Here is a 17,605-nt window from a genome sequence, read left to right as displayed (position 1 = left end):
GTGTTTGGCCCCTGACTGAAAAGGAGGCGTCATGTCCAATCGCCCTGTCTCTGTGATCGGCTTCGATGCCGATGACACGCTCTGGCAGAACGAGCAGTATTACAAGCTGACGGAAAGCCACTTCCGCAGCCTGCTCGCCGACTATGCCGAAGGAGATCACGTCTCGGACCGTCTGCTGGAGGCGGAGAAGCGCAACCTCGCCCATTACGGCTTCGGCATCAAAGGCTTTACCCTCTCGATGATAGAAACGGCGCTCGAGATTACCGAGGGGCGAGCGCCCTCCTCCGTCATCAGCGAGATCCTGGCGATCGGCCGCGACCTCCTGAGCCACCCGGTGGAATGCCTGCCGCATGCGCGCGATGCGCTCGATGCACTGGCCGGCAAGTATTTCCTCGTGCTGATCACCAAGGGCGACCTGTTCGACCAGGAGCGGAAACTCGCGCAGTCAGGCCTTGGCGATTATTTCGATGCGGTCGAGATCGTCTCGGACAAGACCGCAACCACCTATCGGCGGATCTTCGGCAAACATGGCGAGGGACCGGAGCGGTCGATGATGATCGGTAATTCGCTGAAGTCGGATGTCGTGCCGGCGATCGCGGCGGGGGCCTGGGGCGTGTTCGTGCCCCATGAGCTGACCTGGGTGCTGGAGCATGTCGAAAAGCCCGAAGAGGCACCGCGCTTCCGTGAGATCCCGGATCTCGGCCATGTGCCGGACCTCGTCGCCAACCTGCAGCATTGAGGCCCCATGCGCTCCTTCGACGAAATCCATGCGCTCGCGGTTGCCCGTAAGGGTGAGGCCGGTGTGCTCGAGAGCCTTCAGCATCCGAAGCCGCAGGACGAGATCGCGGCCATGCCGGATGATCGCTTTCTGGCGCTGATGACCAAATGCATCTTCCAGTCCGGCTTCAACTGGAAGGTCGTGGAGGCGATGTGGCCCGGCTTCGAGGCGGCCTTCGAGGGTTTCGACATCGGGCACTGTGCGATGTTGCACGACGAGGATCTTGCGCGGCTCGTCTCGGATACGCGGATCGTACGGCATGGTCCGAAGATCCGGGCAGTGCAGGAGAATGCCGTGTTTGTCTCGGGGATTGCCCGGGAGCATGGCTCGGCCGGCGCATTCTTTGCCGGCTGGCCGACGGAGAATTACGTCGGGCTGCTCGACCTGCTGCAGAAGAAGGGTTGGCGGCTCGGCGGCAATACCGGCCAATACTTCCTGCGCTTTGCCGGGATCGACAGCTTCATCCTGTCGCAGAGCGTGGTGAACCGGCTGATCGCCGAGGGCGTCGTCGACAAGGCGCCGACCTCGGCAAAGGACAAGGCGGCCGTTCAGGCGGCGTTCAATGCATGGCGTGCGCAATCCGGGCGGTCGCTGACCGAGATCAGCCGCATTCTTGCGGTCAGCATCGACTGACGGTCAGGGGCGAACCAGCCGGGTGCGCATCTCTTCCGTCGGCGCGCGGCAGCAGCAGCCTTCGATGTGGTCGTTGACGAGGCCCATGGCCTGCATGAAGGCATAGACGGTGGTCGGGCCGACAAAGGTCCAGCCGCGCTTCTTCAGGTCCTTCGACAGACGGATCGAGGTGGGCGATGTCGGATTGGCCTTCAGTGTCGCATAATCCATGCGCGGCGGGCGCTCGGACGCGTCGGGTTCATAACTCCAGAAGTAGCGCGAGAGCGAGCCGAATTCGGTCTGCAGGTCCACCGCCCGGCGGGCGTTGTTGATGGTCGAGACGATCTTGCCACGGTGGCGGATGATGCCGGCATCGCCAAGGCATCGGGCAATGTCATCGTCACCGAAGCGGGCGACCTGATGGAAATCGAAGCCGGCGAAGGCTGCGCGGAAGTTTTCGCGCTTGCGCAGGATCGTCAGCCAGGACAGGCCGGACTGGAAACCTTCGAGGCAGATCTTCTCGAACAGCCTGACATCATCCGTGACGGGCCGGCCCCATTCCTCGTCATGATAGCGGCGGTAGTCTTCGAGACCGCCATGCCAGAAGCAGCGGTCGAGACCGTCCTCTCCCCGGATCAGACCTTCGGCGATGATGTCCATGCGATTCTCCCCCGCTGCGGTGAAGCGTTTACCATTTGTTCACGATTTTTCCAAACCGCTCGCTAACCCTTCCGAAAGGTTTACGGCGTCGATCGCATTTTCACGACCAGGTCTTTACCAATTGGCGGGTCGCGCTCTGGCAGGTTTAACGCGAGTTGGTGGCAGTGCGTGCCGCCGCATCCGGTCCCACGTAGCGAGTTGTCCGATGTCGAAAACCTCACTGTTTCTGGCCATGCTGGCCAGCCTGTCGATTGCCCTGCCCGTCAACGCCAGTGACCGTTACCGCAGCCGCCCGCCTGTCATGGTGAGCCCGGACCTGCAGGCGTCCTGGGTGCTGCAGCTCGGCGGCGTTCCGGCACAGACGCGCGGCTATGCGGCGCCGCAACGCCTGCGCCAGGCCGTGCCGGCAGGCCGCCAGCGTATCGTCCAGCAGCCGCAGCAGGTGCTTCGCCAGCAGCCGGTGCAGCAGCGCCGTGTCGTCCAGCAGCGCCGCGTGCTCTTCCCGCAGCAGCCGGCGGCCCAGCCGGTCGCGATGCGACCCGACAAACCCGTTCGCACCCAGATCGAGCCGCAGTTCCTGCCGCAGATGGTGCAATATCAGACCGAGCAGAAGCCGGGCACGATCGTCATCGATACGCGCGAGCGCTTCCTCTATCTCGTTATGGCAGACGGCATGGCCAAGCGTTATGGCGTGGGCGTCGGTAAACCGGGCTTCGAATGGGCCGGCACGCACAAGGTGACCGCCAAGCGCGAATGGCCGGATTGGCGCCCGCCGCAGGAGATGATCGCCCGCGAGGCGGCCAAGGGGCATTTCCTGCCCGCGCATATGCCCGGCGGTCCGGAAAATCCGCTCGGGGCCCGTGCCCTTTATCTCGGCTCGACGCTCTACCGCATTCATGGCACCAACGCGCCCTGGTCGATCGGCAGCGGTGTGTCCTCCGGCTGCATCCGCATGCGCAACGAAGATGTCACCGACCTCTATGAGCGAGTGAAAGTCGGCACCAAGGTGATTGTGATCTAAGGCACTCAACAGATCACAGTCGGTGGATTAGCCCTTGCTTTGCAAAAGGAAGGAGCTAGGCTCTGAGCCCTGCAAATTCAGGGGACAGAATATGCTCAAGACGATTTCGAAGAGCGTCACCGCGGCCATGCTGGCGGTGACCTTTGCCATGCCGCTGCCGGCGTCTGCCATCAGCCTCAATCGCATTCAGACGACCAGTGACGTGACGCTCGTTGCGCAGCAGCGCAAGGAAGTGCCGGAGAAGTACAAGCGCAAGGTCGTGCGCCTGACGACGGATGAAAAGCCCGGCACGATCATCATCGATACGAACAACAAGTTTCTCTACTATGTCGAGGGCAACAACCGCGCGACGCGCTACGGCGTCGGCGTCGGTCGGGAAGGCTTCGGCTGGTCGGGCGTGGTGAAGATCGGTCGCAAGGCGGAATGGCCGGAATGGCGTCCGCCGGCAGAGATGCGCCGCCGCGAAGCCGCCAAGGGTCATATCCTGCCGGTCGTGCAGGAAGGTGGACCGGACAATCCGCTCGGCGCCCGCGCCATGTATCTCTACAAGGGCGGCCGCGACACGATCTTCCGCATCCATGGCACCAACCAACCCTGGACGATCGGCCTCAACATGTCGTCCGGCTGCATCCGCATGATGAACAAGGATGTCGAGCATCTGTATGATCGCGCCGATATCGGCTCCAAGGTCATCGTGATCGGCCCGGGCAACCGTCAGGGCGACGTCTCCTTCGACGACAAGGGCGTCGATATCCTGCGCACGATTTTTGGCGGCTGAGGTTGCCTATATCCTCGTTTCCTATAGACGGCCGTGCTGACTAAGCGCGGCCGTTTTGCGTGTCATGATATTGTTGTCTCGGCGGTGCAGTCTCCGCACAGGTCGGGGCTCGGGGGCCCCGCGTCTGACACGCTTTGTTTTCTCGGGGACTGTTGATGATCAATCGCTCGCTTGCGCTCGCCCTTGCCGGTGCGTGCCTCACCACGCTCGCCACCTTGCCGGCACAGGCCGAAATGGGTGTCTCCGTTTATGGCGGCTTCCAGACCGCGCCGCACAGTGACATCGAGGTCTCGGACGCACCGGATTTCCGCGCAGGCTGGGAAGGCAAGTCCTTCGAGATGCCGCCCTATTACGGTGTCCGCGGCACGTGGTGGATGGACAATCTCGGTCAGCCCAATGTCGGCCTGTCCCTCGATTTCAGCCATGCCAAAGTCTATGCGGACAGCAAGACCCTCGACGCGTCCGGCTGGTCGGCTTTCGAATTCTCAGACGGCATCAACCTGCTGACATTGAATGCGCTCTATCGCATGCCGATCGAGGGCACGAAATTCGTACCTTATGTCGGGGCCGGTGCCGGCATCAACATTCCGCATGTCGAGGTCACGCGTGGCTCGGGCCGGACCTTCGAATACCAGCTGGGTGGTGCGACCGTGCAGGCGCAAGCGGGCGTGGCCTACGACTTCACCAAGAACTGGTCGGCCTTCGTCGAATACAAGGGCAATTATTCCTGGGTCGATGTGGATATCGATTCCGGCGCGTCTTTGAAGACCAATATCCTGACCAATGCGGTCAATGTCGGCGTCAGCTACCGCTTCTGAGGTTCAGCGTCGCTTGATATCGCAGAAGATGGCGGCGCTGTGGGAGACGAGGACGTCCGCACCCACCGTGCTGCCACCCTTGAGCTTCTCGACCTTCAGCTCATAGTCCCCGTTGAAGCGGGTCGCCGTGGCGTCGCTGCGTTCCGTGCGCATGGACATGGTGACACGATAGACCGGCTGGCTGGGTGGCGTGAAGGTCTGGATGCTGAAACGCAGGTCGCGTCCGTCGATCCAGTACTGGCGCAGCATCTCCGAATTGATCTGGAAACGCCGGAATTCACGTGGTGCGGCCGGATCCTTGACGCCGGCCATGCCGCGGAAATGCACGAGCTTTTCTTGGTCCCTGCTGCTGAAGCCGCTTTCGAGCGACATGTCGACAGCCTTGTCGGAGCTGGCGCAGTAGATGCGCTCCGCCGCCTGTGCCTGCACGGCAAGCGGACAGAGAAACAGCAATGCGACGATCACGATTTTCTTCGCCATGACGGCCTCCCGGGATGCTCCATCCTGGGACAAGCGTAAAAGCAATCGCTTAACAATTCGCTCAGGCTGCGGGTCGTCGATCGAGCGATTTGGGACGCTCACCGCCATAGGCCCAGTTCAAGAGCTCGACCGTATGAACGACGGGAATGCCGGTGGCGGACCCGATCTGGGTCATGCAGCCGATATTGCCGGCGGCGATGATGTCGGGTCTCGTCGATTCGATGTTCTTGACCTTGCGAGCCTTCAGCCTGGCTGAAATCTCGGGCTGCATGATGTTGTAGGTGCCGGCGGAGCCGCAGCAGAGATGGCCTTCCGGCGGGTCCTTGACCGTGAAGCCTGCCGACTTCAGGAGCAGTTTCGGCGCCATCGTCACCTTCTGGCCGTGCTGCAGGGAGCAGGCGGAGTGATAGGCGACCGTCATGCCCTTGGTTTCTGCGATCGGCAGATCGAGGGTCGAGAGATATTCGGTGACGTCCTTCGCGAGCGACGAGACACGCGCCGCCTTGTCGGCGTAGGCGGGGTCGAGGCGCAGCATGTGGCCGTAATCCTTGATGGTCGTGCCGCAGCCCGAGGTCGTGACGATGATCGCGTCGAGGCCGCCCGTTTCGATGGCACGGGTCCAGACATCGACATTGCGCCGCGCGCTGTCGAGTGCCTGTTCCTCGCGGCCCATGTGGTGGACCAGCGCGCCGCAGCAGCCTTCGCCCGGGGGTACGACGACTTCAACGCCCAAGCGGGTGAGAAGCGAGATCGCCGCTTCGTTGATGCCGGGATCGAGGACGGGCTGGGCGCAGCCGGTGAGGATCGCGACACGGCCACGGCGGGTGGCCGCGGCGGCATGGGTCGCAGGCTTTGCAAAGTCGGAAGGTGGCGCGACCTTGGAGGGTGCGAGCCTGAGCATGGCGGCCATGGGCTTGAGAGCCTTCACCTGATCGAAGAGGCCGGCAAAGGGGCGACCGAGGGCAGCAAGCTTCAGGGCCAGTCGGAAGCGGCCGGGATAAGGCAGGACCATGGCCAGCATGTTGCGCGTCAGCCGGTTCATCAACGGGCGGCGATAGGTCTTTTCGATATGGATGCGGGCATGATCGACCAGATGCATGTAGTCGACGCCGGAGGGACAGGTCGTGGTGCAGGCGAGACAGGAGAGACAGCGGTCGATATGGGTGACGATCTGGTCATCCGCCGGGCGGCCGTTTTCCAGCATGTCCTTGATCAGGTAGATGCGGCCGCGCGGGCTGTCGAGCTCGTTGCCCAGCGTTACATAGGTGGGACAGGTAGCCGTGCAGAAGCCGCAATGCACGCATTTGCGCAGGATGCTTTCGGCTTCCGCGACATGGGGATCGGCGAGCTGTTCGGCGGTGAAATTGGTCTGCACGCGTTTCCTCCAGAGAAGCGGCCGGCATGGCCGCTTCTTTCAACTTCAATTCAGATCCACCAGCTGGTGGGACGGGCAATGGGTTCTCCCGCAGACGCCTTCTGCAGGCCGATGACGCAGCGGACGACGATCCAGATGGCAACGGCGAAGATCAGGATGACACCGATGACGGCCACCATCAGCAGGCCGGCGATCAAGGCATAGAGCAGGCCGATCCAGAAGGTCCTGATGGCATAGGTATAGTGGGTGTCGACCCAAGGCTCGCCCTTGCCGCGGTTCACATAGGCCATGATCAGCCCGACGATGCCGGGGAGGCCGACGACGAAGCTGACGAGATAGAGGCAATAGACCACCTGAACATTCAGGCGGCCGGGCGAGAACCAGCCTTCGCCTCCGGAGCCTGTGGGCGGCTGGTAATGGGGATCAGTCATGACAAAACTCCTTCACGTCATCAGGCCGGGATTGAAGATCCCGTGCGGGTCGAGTTTTGCCTTTAACCGGGCGGAAAGCAAAGCGACGGCCGAGGCCTGTGGCTCGAAGGCGGCGACTTCCGCGCGAATCTGCGGCGCGGCCCTCAGAAGCGTGGCATGGCCGCCGCCAAGCGTGCGGATGCCATGGCGCAGCACCTCCGCCTCCGGATCGGCCTCGGCGCGCATCCAGACGAGCCCGCCCTGCCAGTCATAATAGGCATCGATGCCGGCGCGGAGCCTGAGCCCCGCCACCAGCTTCCAGGCTTCCGATGGCGCCATGGACACACGCCAGAGCGGACGCGCCGTGCCATCGGCATAAGGTGCGACATCGCGGATTTCGCGCCAGAGGGTCTTCGATTGTTCAGCGTCGAGGCGACCGACAGCGCCGAAGCCTGCCATGGTCGCCGCCAGCTTTTCGGCGCGCACGGCAACGGAGGCTTCCAGGCCTTCAAGGCGCATGACGGTGGCGGCACCTTCGGGAAGGGATCCACCGATGAAACGACCGCGGACGCTTTCCGGCAGATGGGCGGCGCCTGAGACTTCGACGGACAGTGACATGGCGGCGGCAAGCGCCTGCATCGCCTGCTCGTCCTCGAGGCCGGAAAGGACAAGGGTGGTCGAGGTCTTCGGCACCGGCAGGACCTTGAAGGTGACTTCGGTGAGGAAGCCGAGCGTGCCGTGGGAACCGGCGAGCAGCTTGACGAGATCGAGCCCCGTGACGTTCTTCATCACCTTGCCGCCGGCCTTCACCACATCGCCCGCCCCGTTGACGAAGCGGACGCCGAGCAGATGGTCGCGGGCAGCCCCTACCGTGAAGCGGCGCGGGCCGGAGCTGTTGACGGCAAAGAGGCCGCCGATGGTGGGCGTGCCCGAGGTGCCCATGGCGCCGCGATGGTCCATCGGCTCGAAGGCCATGCCCTGCCCGTTTGCGGCCAGTGCTGCCTCGATCTCGGCAACGGGCGTGCCGGCGCGGGCGGTGATGACCATTTCGGCGGGGTTGTATTCGACGATGCCGGTCAGCAACGAGGACGAGAGCGTGACCTCGGCGCTAACGGCATTGCCGAAGCCCGCACGGGTGCCGCCACCGCGGATGTGCAGCGCGGTTTTCTTCTCGGCATGCTCGCGGATGAGGTCGGCCGCTTCGGTTTCGGTCGAGGGGGTCAGCATGGCGTCGCTTTCGCGTTTGTGGCCGCTTGCAGATGCGCTGGCGCAAGCACGCCCCCCTCTGCCCTGCCGGGCATCTCCCCCACGAGGGGGGAGAGTGGATGGGGTTGCCGCTCTGCCCTTCGGGTCCGATCCGACACAGGCTCATGAGAAGGCGCAAAACGGCGAGAGGCTTCACCGGGCGAATGCTTGCCGCGCGCAGGGCGCAGGCGGGTTGCCGGTCTCCCCCCTTGTGGGGGAGATGTCCGGCAGGACAGAGGGGGGTAAACCACAGAGAGAACCGACACGGTCATCATCCCCTCCCCTCCAGCGGAAAGACCTTGGAAGGATTGAGGATCCAGCCCTCGTCGAAGGCGGAGCGCACAGCCATCTGCTGGGCGAGGTCGATGTCGGAGAACTGGTGGCGCATCAGGTCGCGTTTCTCTATGCCGACGCCGTGTTCGCCGGTGAGGCAACCGCCGGCATCGACGCAAAGCTTGAGGATTTCCATGCCGGCGGCTTCCGCCCGGGCGGCGTCTTCGGGGTCGTTGATGTTGTAGAGGATCAGCGGGTGCATGTTGCCGTCGCCGGCGTGGAAGACATTGGCGACGCGCAAGCCGTAGCGATCGATGATCTCGGAGGTCTTGCGCAAGACGTAAGCGAGCTGGCTGAGCGGCACAGTGCCGTCCATGCAGATGTAGTCGGCGATGCGGCCGGTGGCGCCGAAGGCGGACTTGCGGCCTTTCCAGATGAGCGCCGCTTCCGTTGCCGTCTGGCTTTCGCGCACGGTCTTGACGCCATGGCGCTTGGCGATCTCGACGATCGAGGCCAGCATGGCGTCCATCTCGGCTTCGGAGCCCTCGACCTCGACAATCAGCAGAGCCTCGACATCGAGCGGGTAGCCGGCCTTGGCGAAGGCCTCGCAGATATCGATCGCGGGCTTGTCCATGAATTCGATGGCAACGGGGATGATGCCGGCGCCGATGACATCGGCGACGCAGGAGCCGGCAGCCTCGGCGCTGTCGAAACCGAAGAGCACGGGGCGCGCGCCTTCCGGCTTGGCGAGCAGGCGGACGGTGGCTTCCGTGACCACGCCGAGCTGGCCCTCCGAGCCGCAGACGAGGCCGAGCAGGTCATAACCCTCGGCATCCAGATGCTTGCCGCCGAGTTCGATCACCGTGCCGTCCACCAGCACCATCTTGACCCCGAGGAGGTTGTTGGTGGTGACGCCATATTTCAGACAGTGGGCGCCGCCGGAATTCATGGCGATATTGCCGCCGATGGTGCAGGCGAGCTGCGAGCTCGGGTCGGGGGCGTAAAAATAGCCGTCGGCGCCGACGGCGTCGGAGATGGCTAGGTTGGTGACGCCTGCCTGGACCGTGGCGCAGCGATTTGCGTAGTCGACCTCAATGATGCGGGTCATGGCGGAGAGGCCGAGCACGACGGCATCTTCCTGCGGGATCGCACCGCCCGACAGCGAGGTACCGGCGCCGCGGGGGACGACGGGAATACCGTAGCGGTGGCAGTATTTCATCACTGCGGCGACCTGGGCTGTCGTCTCCGGCAGGACGACGGCGAGCGGGCGGCGGCGATAGGCGATGAAGCCATCGGTTTCGAAAGGCACCAGCGCGGTTTCCTCGGCCACGAGACGCCCGGCGGGCACGAGTTCCTTCAGGTCGGCCAGGATCTCGGCGCGGCGCGACAGGACCTGGGCTCTCGGCGGCAAAAAGGCGATGGCCTCACTCATGATGGTCTCCTCCCGACATGCACCGATCCTAGCGACAGGAGGCCTTTCGCTCAACTGGTCTAATTTTCTTACCACTAGGACTTTCGCAGGGCAAATGCTATGCACTTATGACGAAATCGGAAACAGTGGCGATTACTCATGACCAATCTTGGCGATCTCGAAGTCTTCGTCCGCGTCATCGCTGCCGGCAGCATGTCGACGGCGGCGCGCGATCTTGGCCTGTCGCCCGCCGTTGTGTCCAAACGCATCAAGCGGCTCGAGGACAAGCTCGGCACGCGGCTCCTGCAGCGCACGACACGGCAGATCTCGCTGACGGAGGCCGGTCAGGGGTTTTACGAACGGGTTTTGACGGTGTTGGGCGGGCTCGAAGAGGCGGAAGCCTTTGCGTCAGGACGCTCCTCGGAGGTCAACGGCACGCTGAAGATTTCCGCGTCGACCTCCTTCGGTCGCATGCATGTGGCGCCGCACCTGAAGCCCTTCATGGACGCGCATCCGGATCTCGCGATCCATCTGGTGCTGTCGGACGAGTTTACCGACATCGTCGGCGGCGGCTTCGATCTTGCAATCCGCATTGCCGAACTCAACGATTCCTCGCTGGTCGCCCGCCGGCTCGCCCCGGTGCGCCGCGTGCTGTGTGCGGCGCCTGACTATCTGGCCGCGCATGGAATGCCCGAGACCCTGGAGGACCTGAAGAAACACCGCTGCCTGCCGGCCCATAACCACGACTCCTGGCGGCTGGAAGGGCCGACCGGGCCTGTCACGCTGCGTCCGGAGGGCATGCTGATCACCAATTCCAGCGAGGTCATTCGCGAGGCCGTGATCGCCGGCCTCGGCATTGCGCTGCGCTCCACCTGGGATGTCGGGGCGGAGCTGAAGAGCGGCAAACTCGTGCAGGTGCTGCCGCAGTATGAAAGCTCGCGCAACGTAGCGCTCTCGGCAGTCTATCCGAGCCGCCAGTTTTTGCCCGCGAAAGTGCGGCTGTTCATCGACTATCTGGCGGAGTTGTATGGGCCGGTGCCATATTGGGAGCGCTAGGACTGCGCCGACAGTCCACCCGGCACCGAACTCCAGAAGCCGTATTTCTTCGAATGATTGCGCTTTAGCTCCGCCAGAAACGCGGCATGGGTCGAAAGGCCGTGGCCTTCGGGCAGGTACGGCATCAGACGCGCAAGTTCGCCGACATAGCGCCCGGCATGGGGATAGGCCATACCGATGCCGCGCCGGAGGATGTCTTCGACCAGCACGCGGTAGAGAACGACGGCAGCCAGCGGCTCCTTTGCCGATAATGCTTCGGCGGCGGGGGCGAGGTCGTCGTAGTGGCGGCCCTCCCAGTCATGGCTGTGGCGCAGGACATGGGCGGCGGCGAGATCGAGGCGTGGCCAGGCGAGGAAAAAGTCGAGCGCGAGATAGATGTCCTCGTGCTCTTTGGCGAGCGCCAGCGCCCGGTCGAGCTCGTCGAATTCGGCGAAATCGTCGAGCTTCGACAGGTAGAGCTTGAGGACCTCGGGATCGAGGGTTTCGGCAAATTCCCGCCAGCGCAGTTCCTGGGCGTCCTCGCGACGCTTCAGCCTTTCGAGAATCTCGGCCTCCAGCAGGCGGCGCTCATGAGCACCATAGTCTGGACCGACCGATGCCAGCACCCCATTGACCGGGATGAGGCGCGCGCCGCGCGGGCGCTCGCGCACCCATTCCAGCGCATCCTCGTGGCGTCCGGCCTGGTGCAGCATGCTGGCCACGGCGAGCGTGTCGCGGCGGTTGTCTGGCTTCTGGCGCTCCAGCGCGAGAAAATCGTCGATGTCGCCCTGATGCAGAGCCAGCGACTGCAGGAGATCGAGCGCGCCGAGCTTTAAGGGTTCGGAGGGCAGAACTTCGGCCAGCACCCTGCGCCACGCCTTCGCTGCCGGCCCCGAGACAACACCCGTCAGCGCGCGCAGGAAACCGGTATGCTCGCCGTAGCGGTCGCGCAGACGCAGGCGTTCGAGATGCGGCACGAGCAGCGGCTGCTCTTCGGCGCCGACAGTCTTGATCAGCTCAAGGGCGGCGAGCTCGGTATCGTCGAAGACCTTCCAGAGGCGGGCATTGTCGGTCGCCATGCGGGCGGAAACGGGGAAACGGAGACCGAGGAAGCGCAGGATCCGCTCGGCGGCAGCCTGAGGATCGGCAGCCCCAAGCTCGGAGAGGATGTTGCGGGCCAAGGCTGCGAACTCGCCGCCAAGATCGCGCGCGCGGGCCCGGTTGATGCGGGTCGTTGCCTGATCGAATGCATCGAGCCGCTTATCGATCAGCCGGGCCATCTCGTCGGGCCCGGTCTCGCCCGCGAGCGCCGTCTGCAGCCGGGCCTTCAGCGCCTTGTTCGCAGCGGACTCCTCCAGAAGGATATCGACCAGTTTCTCGATCCCAAGGCCGGTCAGCCCCTTCTTGTCGAGTTTTGCCTTGGTCTGTCTTGCCATTCTGCCTTCATCCACTTCTGCTGGCTTTATATCGAACGGACGCTGACGCTCGGCAAGGACAAATGCGCTGCGCACACGATGTCACCTCAAGGCGGACTTGATGTAGTACCGGTTCGTGGTATCATTGCTCGATGAAAAAGAAGCATCGAGCGACGCTGGAGCAGATCTTCGCCCGGCCGGTCAGCGGCACGATCCGCTGGCCGGACATAGAAGCGCTGTTTGCGGCTCTCGGCGCGGAGATCAGCGAGCGCGAGGGTTCACGCGTTGGCGTGTTCCTCTTCGGTCAGGTCAGGGTTTTTCATCGGCCGCATCCGACACCGGAGACCGACAAGGGCGCGGTGGCCAGCATCCGCAAATGGCTGGAAGAAAATGGAGTGACGCCATGAACAATGTCATCGACATCGAAGGTCACAAGGCGGTTGTATCGCTCGATCCGGAACTCGGTCTTCTGCGCGGAGAGTTTCTGGGGCTGAATGGTGGCGCAGATTTCTATGGCGAAAGCATCGAGACACTGCGCAAGGAGGGTGCGACTTCGCTATTCGTCTTTCTGGAGATGTGTGCTGAGAAAGGCGTCGAGCCCTACCGGCAGTTCTCCGGCAAATTCAACCTGCGGCTCGATCCGAAGCTGCACGAAGCGGCCGTCATCGCGGCGCGCGCCGAAGACAAGAGCCTAAACGAGTGGATCGCCGACGTCATTGCCGAGGCCGCGGAGCGCTGATCAGCCGTCCCGCTCGTGGCTCCTACGGATCCTCCTTACTACCCACCAAACGCCGAGCACGGCGAGCGGCACCGAGAGGCCGGTGATGATGGAGGGGTCGAAGGGCAGGACATCGTGGGGCACGGCCTTTACGGCATAACCGACGAGGCCGACGACATAGTAGGAGATGGCCGCGACCGAGAGGCCTTCGACTGTCTGCTGCAGGCGTAGCTGCATTTCGGCGCGGCTGTTCATGGCGGTCAGCAGATCGGAGTTCTGCCGTTCCAGCTCGACATCGATCCAGGAGCGGACAAGGGCTGTGGCGCGCGAGAGTTTTCGCGAGAGGTTCGCCTGGCGTTCCTCGATCGACTGGCAGGTGCGCATGGCCGGCGCCAGACGCCGCTCGAGGAAGGCGCCCAGGGTTTCGTGGCCCGGGACCGGTGTTTCATCGAGCGTCTTGATGCGCTCGCGCACGATGCCGTCATAGGCACGGCTGGCGCCGAAACGGTAGAGGCTCAAGGCCGCATTGGCTTCAAGCTCGGCTGCAAGGCGTGTCAGTTCCGAGAGCATTTCGTCGGACTCGTCGCGGGCATGGGCTTTCATCCGCTGCGTGACGGCCGTCAGACCGTCTTCGATGCGGCGCATCTCGGGCGACAGCGTCTGGGCGAGCGGCAGGCCGAGCATGGCCATCGTGCGATAGGTCTCGATGTCGAGCAGGCGTTGGACGACGGCGCCACGTCCCGCTTCCGTCATGCCGCGGTCGACAACGAGGATGTGGGTGAGGCCGTGGCCATCCTGGCGGAAGTCTGTGAGTACGGCCGCCTGGCCGTTTTTCAGCTCGCTGTAGCAGAGGCTCGCGGGATCGAAGACGGCGCGCGCCTCGGCCGTTTCGGGGCCTTCGGGGCGCAGCTCGAGGCGGATGCCTGAAATCAGTGGCCCGGGTGCGGTGAAGCCATCGCCGAACGGATGCACGGGCACTTCGCCGCCGAACTTCTCCGGCAGCGGTCCGTCCCAGAACCAGGTGGAGAATTCGGTGTGGCGCTCCCAGCGCAGCGTCCCCTGCCCCCAGGGTAGTGCGTGGTAACGTCCGTTCTTCTCAGGCGGCGCGACACCCCTTGCCCGCGACAGTTCGGAGATTGCGGCATGGTGGACCGCCGAGCCGCCGTCCATCATGAAGGCGAGCTGGAAGATCACACGGCCGGACTTCACCAGCGCATAAGGCCGGGCGTGTATCTCGCCGAGTGCCAGCGCCCGCTCCGGCGCCATTGGAAATGCAAAATCACCCTTTGCCACGCCGACCGTCTCCCTTGCCCTGATCCAAAGCTAGCAGCGAGTACTGCGAACCGCAAAGACGCATTTGTCACAGCGGATGAGGATACTGCTCCTTTTCGAAGTGGGCAGATTATTTGACCAGTCTTCGCTTCGCTTGCTAAGTGAGCGGAGTGGAGGCCGCGATGGACGAGAGCGACGAAACCTTGTTTTCTGGCGTGAGCCACAGCCGGACCGCCGACGAGGTGGTGCAGCAGATCGAGCTGCTGATCCTCGACGGCGTGCTGCGTGACGGCGACCGCCTGCCCGGGGAACGGGAGCTTGCCCAATCGCTGGAAGTCTCCCGCCCGATCCTGCGCGATGCGCTGAAGGAACTGGAGAACCGGGGTCTTCTGGTCAGTCATCATGGCGGCGGGACCTTCGTGGCCGACATCATCGGCCAGGTCTTTTCCCAGCCGATCACCGATCTGATTTCGCGACATGCCCGCGCCACCCGGGACTATCTCGAATACAGGCGCGAACTCGAAGGGCTGACAGCAGAGCTTGCGGCACAGCGGGCGACGGCGACCGACAAGGCGCTGCTTTCGCGCATCATCGCGGACATGCGGCGCGCCCATGACGAGAGCCAGCCCGAGGTTGAACTCTCCGCCGATGTGGACTTCCACAATGCCGTGGGCGAGGCGGCCCACAACATCATCCTGCTGCATACCATGCGGGCCTGCTACCGGCTCCTGTCGGAAGGCATCTTCTTCAACCGCAAGGCCGTCTTCTCGCTGCCGAATGCCCGGGAGCAACTGCTGGAGCAGCATGTGGCGATCCATGACGCCATTCTGGCGGGTGATCCTGCGAGCGCGAAGGCCGCAGCCCAAGCGCATATCGACTTTGTCATGCGCGCGGCCGACGAAAGCGCCCGTGCGAACGAGTGGGGCCGTATTGCCAAGCTGCGGCTGATCCGGCGCGATGGCGGACGCGGCGGCCGCAGCCGGTAACGACCGGCACGCCGTCCACAGACGGTTTCAAATGCGACAAAACTGCAATTGCGCAGAAATTTCGTTCTGAGTTTGAAACCTTTTGCCGTTTCATGTGTTATTTTTCCCGCTTCTTAAGAACGAATTTTCAAGAGTGGGGATTATGGCTTTACCAACGGATCCGCATGAGACGCCGCGCATTGCGCTCGTTTCCACGCATGGCTACGTGGCTGCACAGCCGCCTCTCGGGGCCGCCGACACCGGCGGCCAAGTTGTTTATGTGCTTGAACTGGCGAAGAAACTCGCCCAACTCGGCCACAAGGTCGATATCTTTACCCGCCGCTTCGAGGATCAGCCTGAGATCGATGAGGTCGATGAACATGTGCGGGTCGTGCGCATTCCCTGCGGCGGCCCGGATTTCATCCCGAAGGAATATCTGCACCGGCATCTCAACGAGTGGAATGAAAAAGCGCTGCGCTGGATCAAGCGCGAAGGGCTCACCTACCTCTTCATCAACAGCCACTACTGGGATGCCGGGGTTGCCGGGCAGCGGCTCTCGGAGGCTCAGCGCGTCCCGCACATCCATACGCCGCATTCGCTCGGCCTGTGGAAGAAGCGGCAGATGGAGACGGACTATCCGGAGCAGGCCGACAAGTTCGAGCAGGAGTTCAACTTCAAGGAACGCATCCAGCACGAGCTGATCGTCTATCGCAGCTGCCAGCTGGTGATTGCCACCACGCCGATCCAGCTCGACATGCTGACCGAGGACTACGGACTGGCGCGCAACCGCGTGCACATGATCCCGCCGGGTTATGACGACAACCGCTTCTACCCTGTCTCTGAAGCCTCGCGGAAAATGGTGCGGCAGCGCCTCGGCTTCGAAGGCACGACCATTCTCGCGCTCGGCCGGCTGGCAACGAACAAGGGCTACGATCTCCTGATCGATGCTTTCTCGGTTCTTGTCGAACGTGTGCCTGAGGCCCGGCTGAGGCTTGCGGTCGGCGGCGAAAACATGGATCCGCAGGAAGAAACCATCCTCGCCCAGCTCAAGCAGCAGGTCGTGGATCTCGGGATCGCAGACAAGGTCGATTTCTCGGGCTTCATTGCCGACGAGGATCTGCCGGACATGTATCGTGCAGCCGACCTCTTCGTCTTGTCCAGCCGGTACGAGCCGTTCGGCATGACCGCGATCGAGGCGATGGCGAGCGGGACGCCGACGATCGTCACCATCCACGGCGGTCTCTTCCGTGCCATCAGCTACGGCCGCCATGCGCTCTTTGCCGATACCTTCGACAAGTATGACCTCGGCATCACCATGATGAAGCCGCTGAAGCATCCGCGGCTTTACGGTCGGCTGTCGCGCATGGGTGCGCACAAGGCCCGCAGCCTCTTCACCTGGACCGGCATCGCGCAGCAGCTCGTCGCCCTTGTGGAAGGCCGCCCGGTGGCGCAAGCTCTTGAAGAAAGCGACTGGGGCGAACCATGGAACGACGGGGATTGATACCGGTCCGTTTATTCTCATCGGATCTCGATGGCACGCTCGCGGGAGACCGCGACGCGTCCATCGAGTTCGCGCGACTTTGGCAGGCGCTGCCGGACAACGAGCGCCCGCTCCTCGTCTATAACAGCGGGCGGCTGATCGAGGACATCCTCGAGTTTACGGCGGAGGAAGGTCTGCCGAAGGCAGATTTCCTGATCGGCGGGGTCGGCACCATGGTGCATTCCGAAAACCATCCGCATCTCGCCGAGGCCTATACGGCCGTCATTGCCGATGGTTACGACGTTGACCTGATCGAGGCCGAGCTTGTGATGATGGAGCGGCTGACGCGGCAGCCGGCGCAGTATCAGCACGACTACAAGTCCAGCTGGTATCTGCACGATGCCAGTGCCGAAGAAATTCTGGAACTGGAACAGATGCTCGCCAGTTCGGGCCACCGAGCGCGGATCGTTTATTCGAGCGCGCGCGATCTCGACGTGCTGCCGGAGATTGCCGACAAGGGGCAGGCCCTGATCTGGCTTTGCCGGGAGCTTGAAATCTCGATGGACGAGGTGGTGGTTGCCGGCGACACGGGCAATGACCGCGGCATGTTCGAACTGGAGGGTGTCCGCGGGATCCTGCCCGGCAATGCTCTCCCGGAGCTCGTCAGCCTCGCACAGGCCAGAGACGGCATGATCACGACCGTCGGCAAAGCTGCTCGTGGCGTGATCGAAGGGCTGACCCAATTCGGCGTGTTTGCGACGCCGGAACCGACTTGAATGTCGGAAAATGCGACTTTCGGGCACCGAATGTCGCATTGAATTGAACGCCTGGCGCTCACACCTGATAAGCAGCGCTAACT

19 protein-coding genes are annotated in these 17,605 nt (G+C 63.3%); 11 read left to right on the top strand and 8 right to left on the bottom strand.

Annotation, left to right across the window (positions count from 1 at the left end; translation table 11 throughout):
* Positions 1-31 precede the first annotated feature (31 nt).
* Both M1E12_RS01790 and M1E12_RS01785 read left to right on the top strand, forming a co-directional pair.
* The gene (locus M1E12_RS01790) at positions 32-739 is read left to right on the top strand and encodes an HAD family hydrolase (protein WP_113462059.1); all 708 of its coding nucleotides are present in this window, start codon (positions 32-34) and stop codon (positions 737-739) included.
* A gap of 6 nt (positions 740-745) precedes the next feature.
* A complete protein-coding gene (locus M1E12_RS01785) occupies positions 746-1,411 on the top strand; it encodes a DNA-3-methyladenine glycosylase I (RefSeq protein WP_479563537.1) in 666 nt (221 codons plus the stop codon).
* Between the two features lie 3 nt (positions 1,412-1,414).
* Here M1E12_RS01785 and M1E12_RS01780 read toward each other — a convergent pair whose 3' ends face one another.
* Positions 1,415-2,044, bottom strand: a complete 630-nt coding sequence (locus M1E12_RS01780) for a DNA-3-methyladenine glycosylase I (RefSeq protein WP_479564796.1) — start codon at positions 2,042-2,044, stop codon at positions 1,415-1,417.
* Between the two features lie 211 nt (positions 2,045-2,255).
* Here M1E12_RS01780 and M1E12_RS01775 point away from each other — a divergent pair, with 211 nt between their 5' ends.
* The 3 genes from M1E12_RS01775 (at position 2,256) to M1E12_RS01765 (ending at position 4,667) form a co-directional block, all read left to right on the top strand.
* Complete coding sequence (locus M1E12_RS01775) at positions 2,256-3,071, top strand: L,D-transpeptidase (RefSeq protein ID WP_479563536.1); 816 nt, start codon at positions 2,256-2,258, stop codon at positions 3,069-3,071.
* Between the two features lie 148 nt (positions 3,072-3,219).
* Positions 3,220-3,849, top strand: coding sequence for a L,D-transpeptidase (locus M1E12_RS01770; protein WP_479564795.1), 630 nt, complete (start codon positions 3,220-3,222; stop codon positions 3,847-3,849).
* 155 nt (positions 3,850-4,004) lie between these two features.
* Positions 4,005-4,667, top strand: a complete 663-nt coding sequence (locus M1E12_RS01765) for an outer membrane protein (protein ID WP_113462064.1) — start codon at positions 4,005-4,007, stop codon at positions 4,665-4,667.
* 3 nt (positions 4,668-4,670) lie between these two features.
* Here M1E12_RS01765 and M1E12_RS01760 read toward each other — a convergent pair whose 3' ends face one another.
* The 5 genes from M1E12_RS01760 to M1E12_RS01740 all read right to left on the bottom strand — a co-directional run bounded on the left by M1E12_RS01760 (position 4,671) and on the right by M1E12_RS01740 (position 9,882).
* Complete coding sequence (locus M1E12_RS01760) at positions 4,671-5,147, bottom strand: hypothetical protein (RefSeq protein ID WP_310240603.1); 477 nt, start codon at positions 5,145-5,147, stop codon at positions 4,671-4,673.
* Positions 5,148-5,208: 61 nt separating this feature from the next.
* The gene (glcF, locus tag M1E12_RS01755) at positions 5,209-6,522 is read right to left on the bottom strand and encodes a glycolate oxidase subunit GlcF (protein WP_479563535.1); all 1,314 of its coding nucleotides are present in this window, start codon (positions 6,520-6,522) and stop codon (positions 5,209-5,211) included.
* Between the two features lie 50 nt (positions 6,523-6,572).
* The gene (locus M1E12_RS01750) at positions 6,573-6,953 is read right to left on the bottom strand and encodes a DUF4870 family protein (RefSeq protein WP_479563534.1); all 381 of its coding nucleotides are present in this window, start codon (positions 6,951-6,953) and stop codon (positions 6,573-6,575) included.
* Between the two features lie 12 nt (positions 6,954-6,965).
* Positions 6,966-8,159: a glycolate oxidase subunit GlcE gene (glcE, locus tag M1E12_RS01745; protein ID WP_479563533.1), complete on the bottom strand. Its 1,194-nt coding sequence runs from the start codon at positions 8,157-8,159 to the stop codon at positions 6,966-6,968.
* A 289-nt stretch (positions 8,160-8,448) separates the two neighbouring features.
* Positions 8,449-9,882 (bottom strand): FAD-linked oxidase C-terminal domain-containing protein, encoded by a 1,434-nt coding sequence (locus M1E12_RS01740; RefSeq protein WP_136542312.1) that lies wholly within the window; start codon positions 9,880-9,882, stop codon positions 8,449-8,451.
* A 138-nt stretch (positions 9,883-10,020) separates the two neighbouring features.
* Here M1E12_RS01740 and M1E12_RS01735 point away from each other — a divergent pair, with 138 nt between their 5' ends.
* Complete coding sequence (locus M1E12_RS01735; RefSeq protein ID WP_479563532.1) at positions 10,021-10,917, top strand: LysR family transcriptional regulator; 897 nt, start codon at positions 10,021-10,023, stop codon at positions 10,915-10,917.
* Here M1E12_RS01735 and M1E12_RS01730 read toward each other — a convergent pair.
* On the bottom strand, positions 10,914-12,332 hold the full coding sequence (locus M1E12_RS01730) for a DUF6880 family protein (RefSeq protein ID WP_479563531.1): 1,419 nt from the start codon (positions 12,330-12,332) through the stop codon (positions 10,914-10,916). The two genes, M1E12_RS01735 and M1E12_RS01730, sit on opposite strands and share 4 nt — an antisense overlap.
* Positions 12,333-12,463: 131 nt before the next feature.
* Here M1E12_RS01730 and M1E12_RS01725 point away from each other — a divergent pair, with 131 nt between their 5' ends.
* Both M1E12_RS01725 and M1E12_RS01720 read left to right on the top strand, forming a co-directional pair.
* Positions 12,464-12,718, top strand: coding sequence for a type II toxin-antitoxin system HicA family toxin (locus tag M1E12_RS01725; protein WP_113375983.1), 255 nt, complete (start codon positions 12,464-12,466; stop codon positions 12,716-12,718).
* A complete protein-coding gene (locus tag M1E12_RS01720) occupies positions 12,715-13,050 on the top strand; it encodes a type II toxin-antitoxin system HicB family antitoxin (RefSeq protein ID WP_479563530.1) in 336 nt (111 codons plus the stop codon). Before M1E12_RS01725 ends, M1E12_RS01720 begins: the two co-directional genes overlap by 4 nt.
* On the opposite strand, the gene M1E12_RS01715 is transcribed toward M1E12_RS01720, so the two are convergent.
* Positions 13,051-14,322, bottom strand: coding sequence for a DUF3422 family protein (locus tag M1E12_RS01715; RefSeq protein ID WP_479563529.1), 1,272 nt, complete (start codon positions 14,320-14,322; stop codon positions 13,051-13,053).
* A 161-nt stretch (positions 14,323-14,483) separates the two neighbouring features.
* On the opposite strand from M1E12_RS01715, the gene M1E12_RS01710 reads away from it, so the two are divergent.
* The 3 genes from M1E12_RS01710 to M1E12_RS01700 all read left to right on the top strand — a co-directional run bounded on the left by M1E12_RS01710 (position 14,484) and on the right by M1E12_RS01700 (position 17,522).
* A complete protein-coding gene (locus M1E12_RS01710) occupies positions 14,484-15,287 on the top strand; it encodes a FadR/GntR family transcriptional regulator (protein ID WP_479563528.1) in 804 nt (267 codons plus the stop codon).
* A gap of 142 nt (positions 15,288-15,429) precedes the next feature.
* Positions 15,430-16,767, top strand: coding sequence for a glycosyltransferase family 4 protein (locus M1E12_RS01705; protein WP_479563527.1), 1,338 nt, complete (start codon positions 15,430-15,432; stop codon positions 16,765-16,767).
* The gene (locus M1E12_RS01700) at positions 16,749-17,522 is read left to right on the top strand and encodes an HAD-IIB family hydrolase (RefSeq protein WP_479563526.1); all 774 of its coding nucleotides are present in this window, start codon (positions 16,749-16,751) and stop codon (positions 17,520-17,522) included. The genes M1E12_RS01705 and M1E12_RS01700 overlap by 19 nt, the downstream gene beginning before the upstream one ends.
* Positions 17,523-17,605: the final 83 nt, after the last annotated feature.

The sequence above is a fragment of the Rhizobium sp. K33 genome (genome assembly GCF_056501445.1).
Note: the sequence above shows the minus strand (reverse complement) of the source record. Positions and strands in the feature narration are given on the sequence as shown.

Coding starts and splice junctions, on each gene's coding strand:
- M1E12_RS01765 (WP_113462064.1), top strand. CDS start 4,005: ATGATCAATCGCTCGCTTGCGCTCGCCCTTGCCGGTGCGTGCCTCACC.
- M1E12_RS01760 (WP_310240603.1), bottom strand. CDS start 5,147: ATGGCGAAGAAAATCGTGATCGTCGCATTGCTGTTTCTCTGTCCGCTT.
- M1E12_RS01700 (WP_479563526.1), top strand. CDS start 16,749: ATGGAACGACGGGGATTGATACCGGTCCGTTTATTCTCATCGGATCTC.
- M1E12_RS01750 (WP_479563534.1), bottom strand. CDS start 6,953: ATGACTGATCCCCATTACCAGCCGCCCACAGGCTCCGGAGGCGAAGGC.
- M1E12_RS01725 (WP_113375983.1), top strand. CDS start 12,464: ATGAAAAAGAAGCATCGAGCGACGCTGGAGCAGATCTTCGCCCGGCCG.
- M1E12_RS01790 (WP_113462059.1), top strand. CDS start 32: ATGTCCAATCGCCCTGTCTCTGTGATCGGCTTCGATGCCGATGACACG.
- M1E12_RS01735 (WP_479563532.1), top strand. CDS start 10,021: ATGACCAATCTTGGCGATCTCGAAGTCTTCGTCCGCGTCATCGCTGCC.
- M1E12_RS01785 (WP_479563537.1), top strand. CDS start 746: ATGCGCTCCTTCGACGAAATCCATGCGCTCGCGGTTGCCCGTAAGGGT.
- glcE (WP_479563533.1), bottom strand. CDS start 8,159: ATGCTGACCCCCTCGACCGAAACCGAAGCGGCCGACCTCATCCGCGAG.
- M1E12_RS01705 (WP_479563527.1), top strand. CDS start 15,430: ATGGCTTTACCAACGGATCCGCATGAGACGCCGCGCATTGCGCTCGTT.
- M1E12_RS01770 (WP_479564795.1), top strand. CDS start 3,220: ATGCCGCTGCCGGCGTCTGCCATCAGCCTCAATCGCATTCAGACGACC.
- M1E12_RS01710 (WP_479563528.1), top strand. CDS start 14,484: ATGGACGAGAGCGACGAAACCTTGTTTTCTGGCGTGAGCCACAGCCGG.
- M1E12_RS01775 (WP_479563536.1), top strand. CDS start 2,256: ATGTCGAAAACCTCACTGTTTCTGGCCATGCTGGCCAGCCTGTCGATT.
- M1E12_RS01740 (WP_136542312.1), bottom strand. CDS start 9,882: ATGAGTGAGGCCATCGCCTTTTTGCCGCCGAGAGCCCAGGTCCTGTCG.
- M1E12_RS01730 (WP_479563531.1), bottom strand. CDS start 12,332: ATGGCAAGACAGACCAAGGCAAAACTCGACAAGAAGGGGCTGACCGGC.
- M1E12_RS01720 (WP_479563530.1), top strand. CDS start 12,715: ATGAACAATGTCATCGACATCGAAGGTCACAAGGCGGTTGTATCGCTC.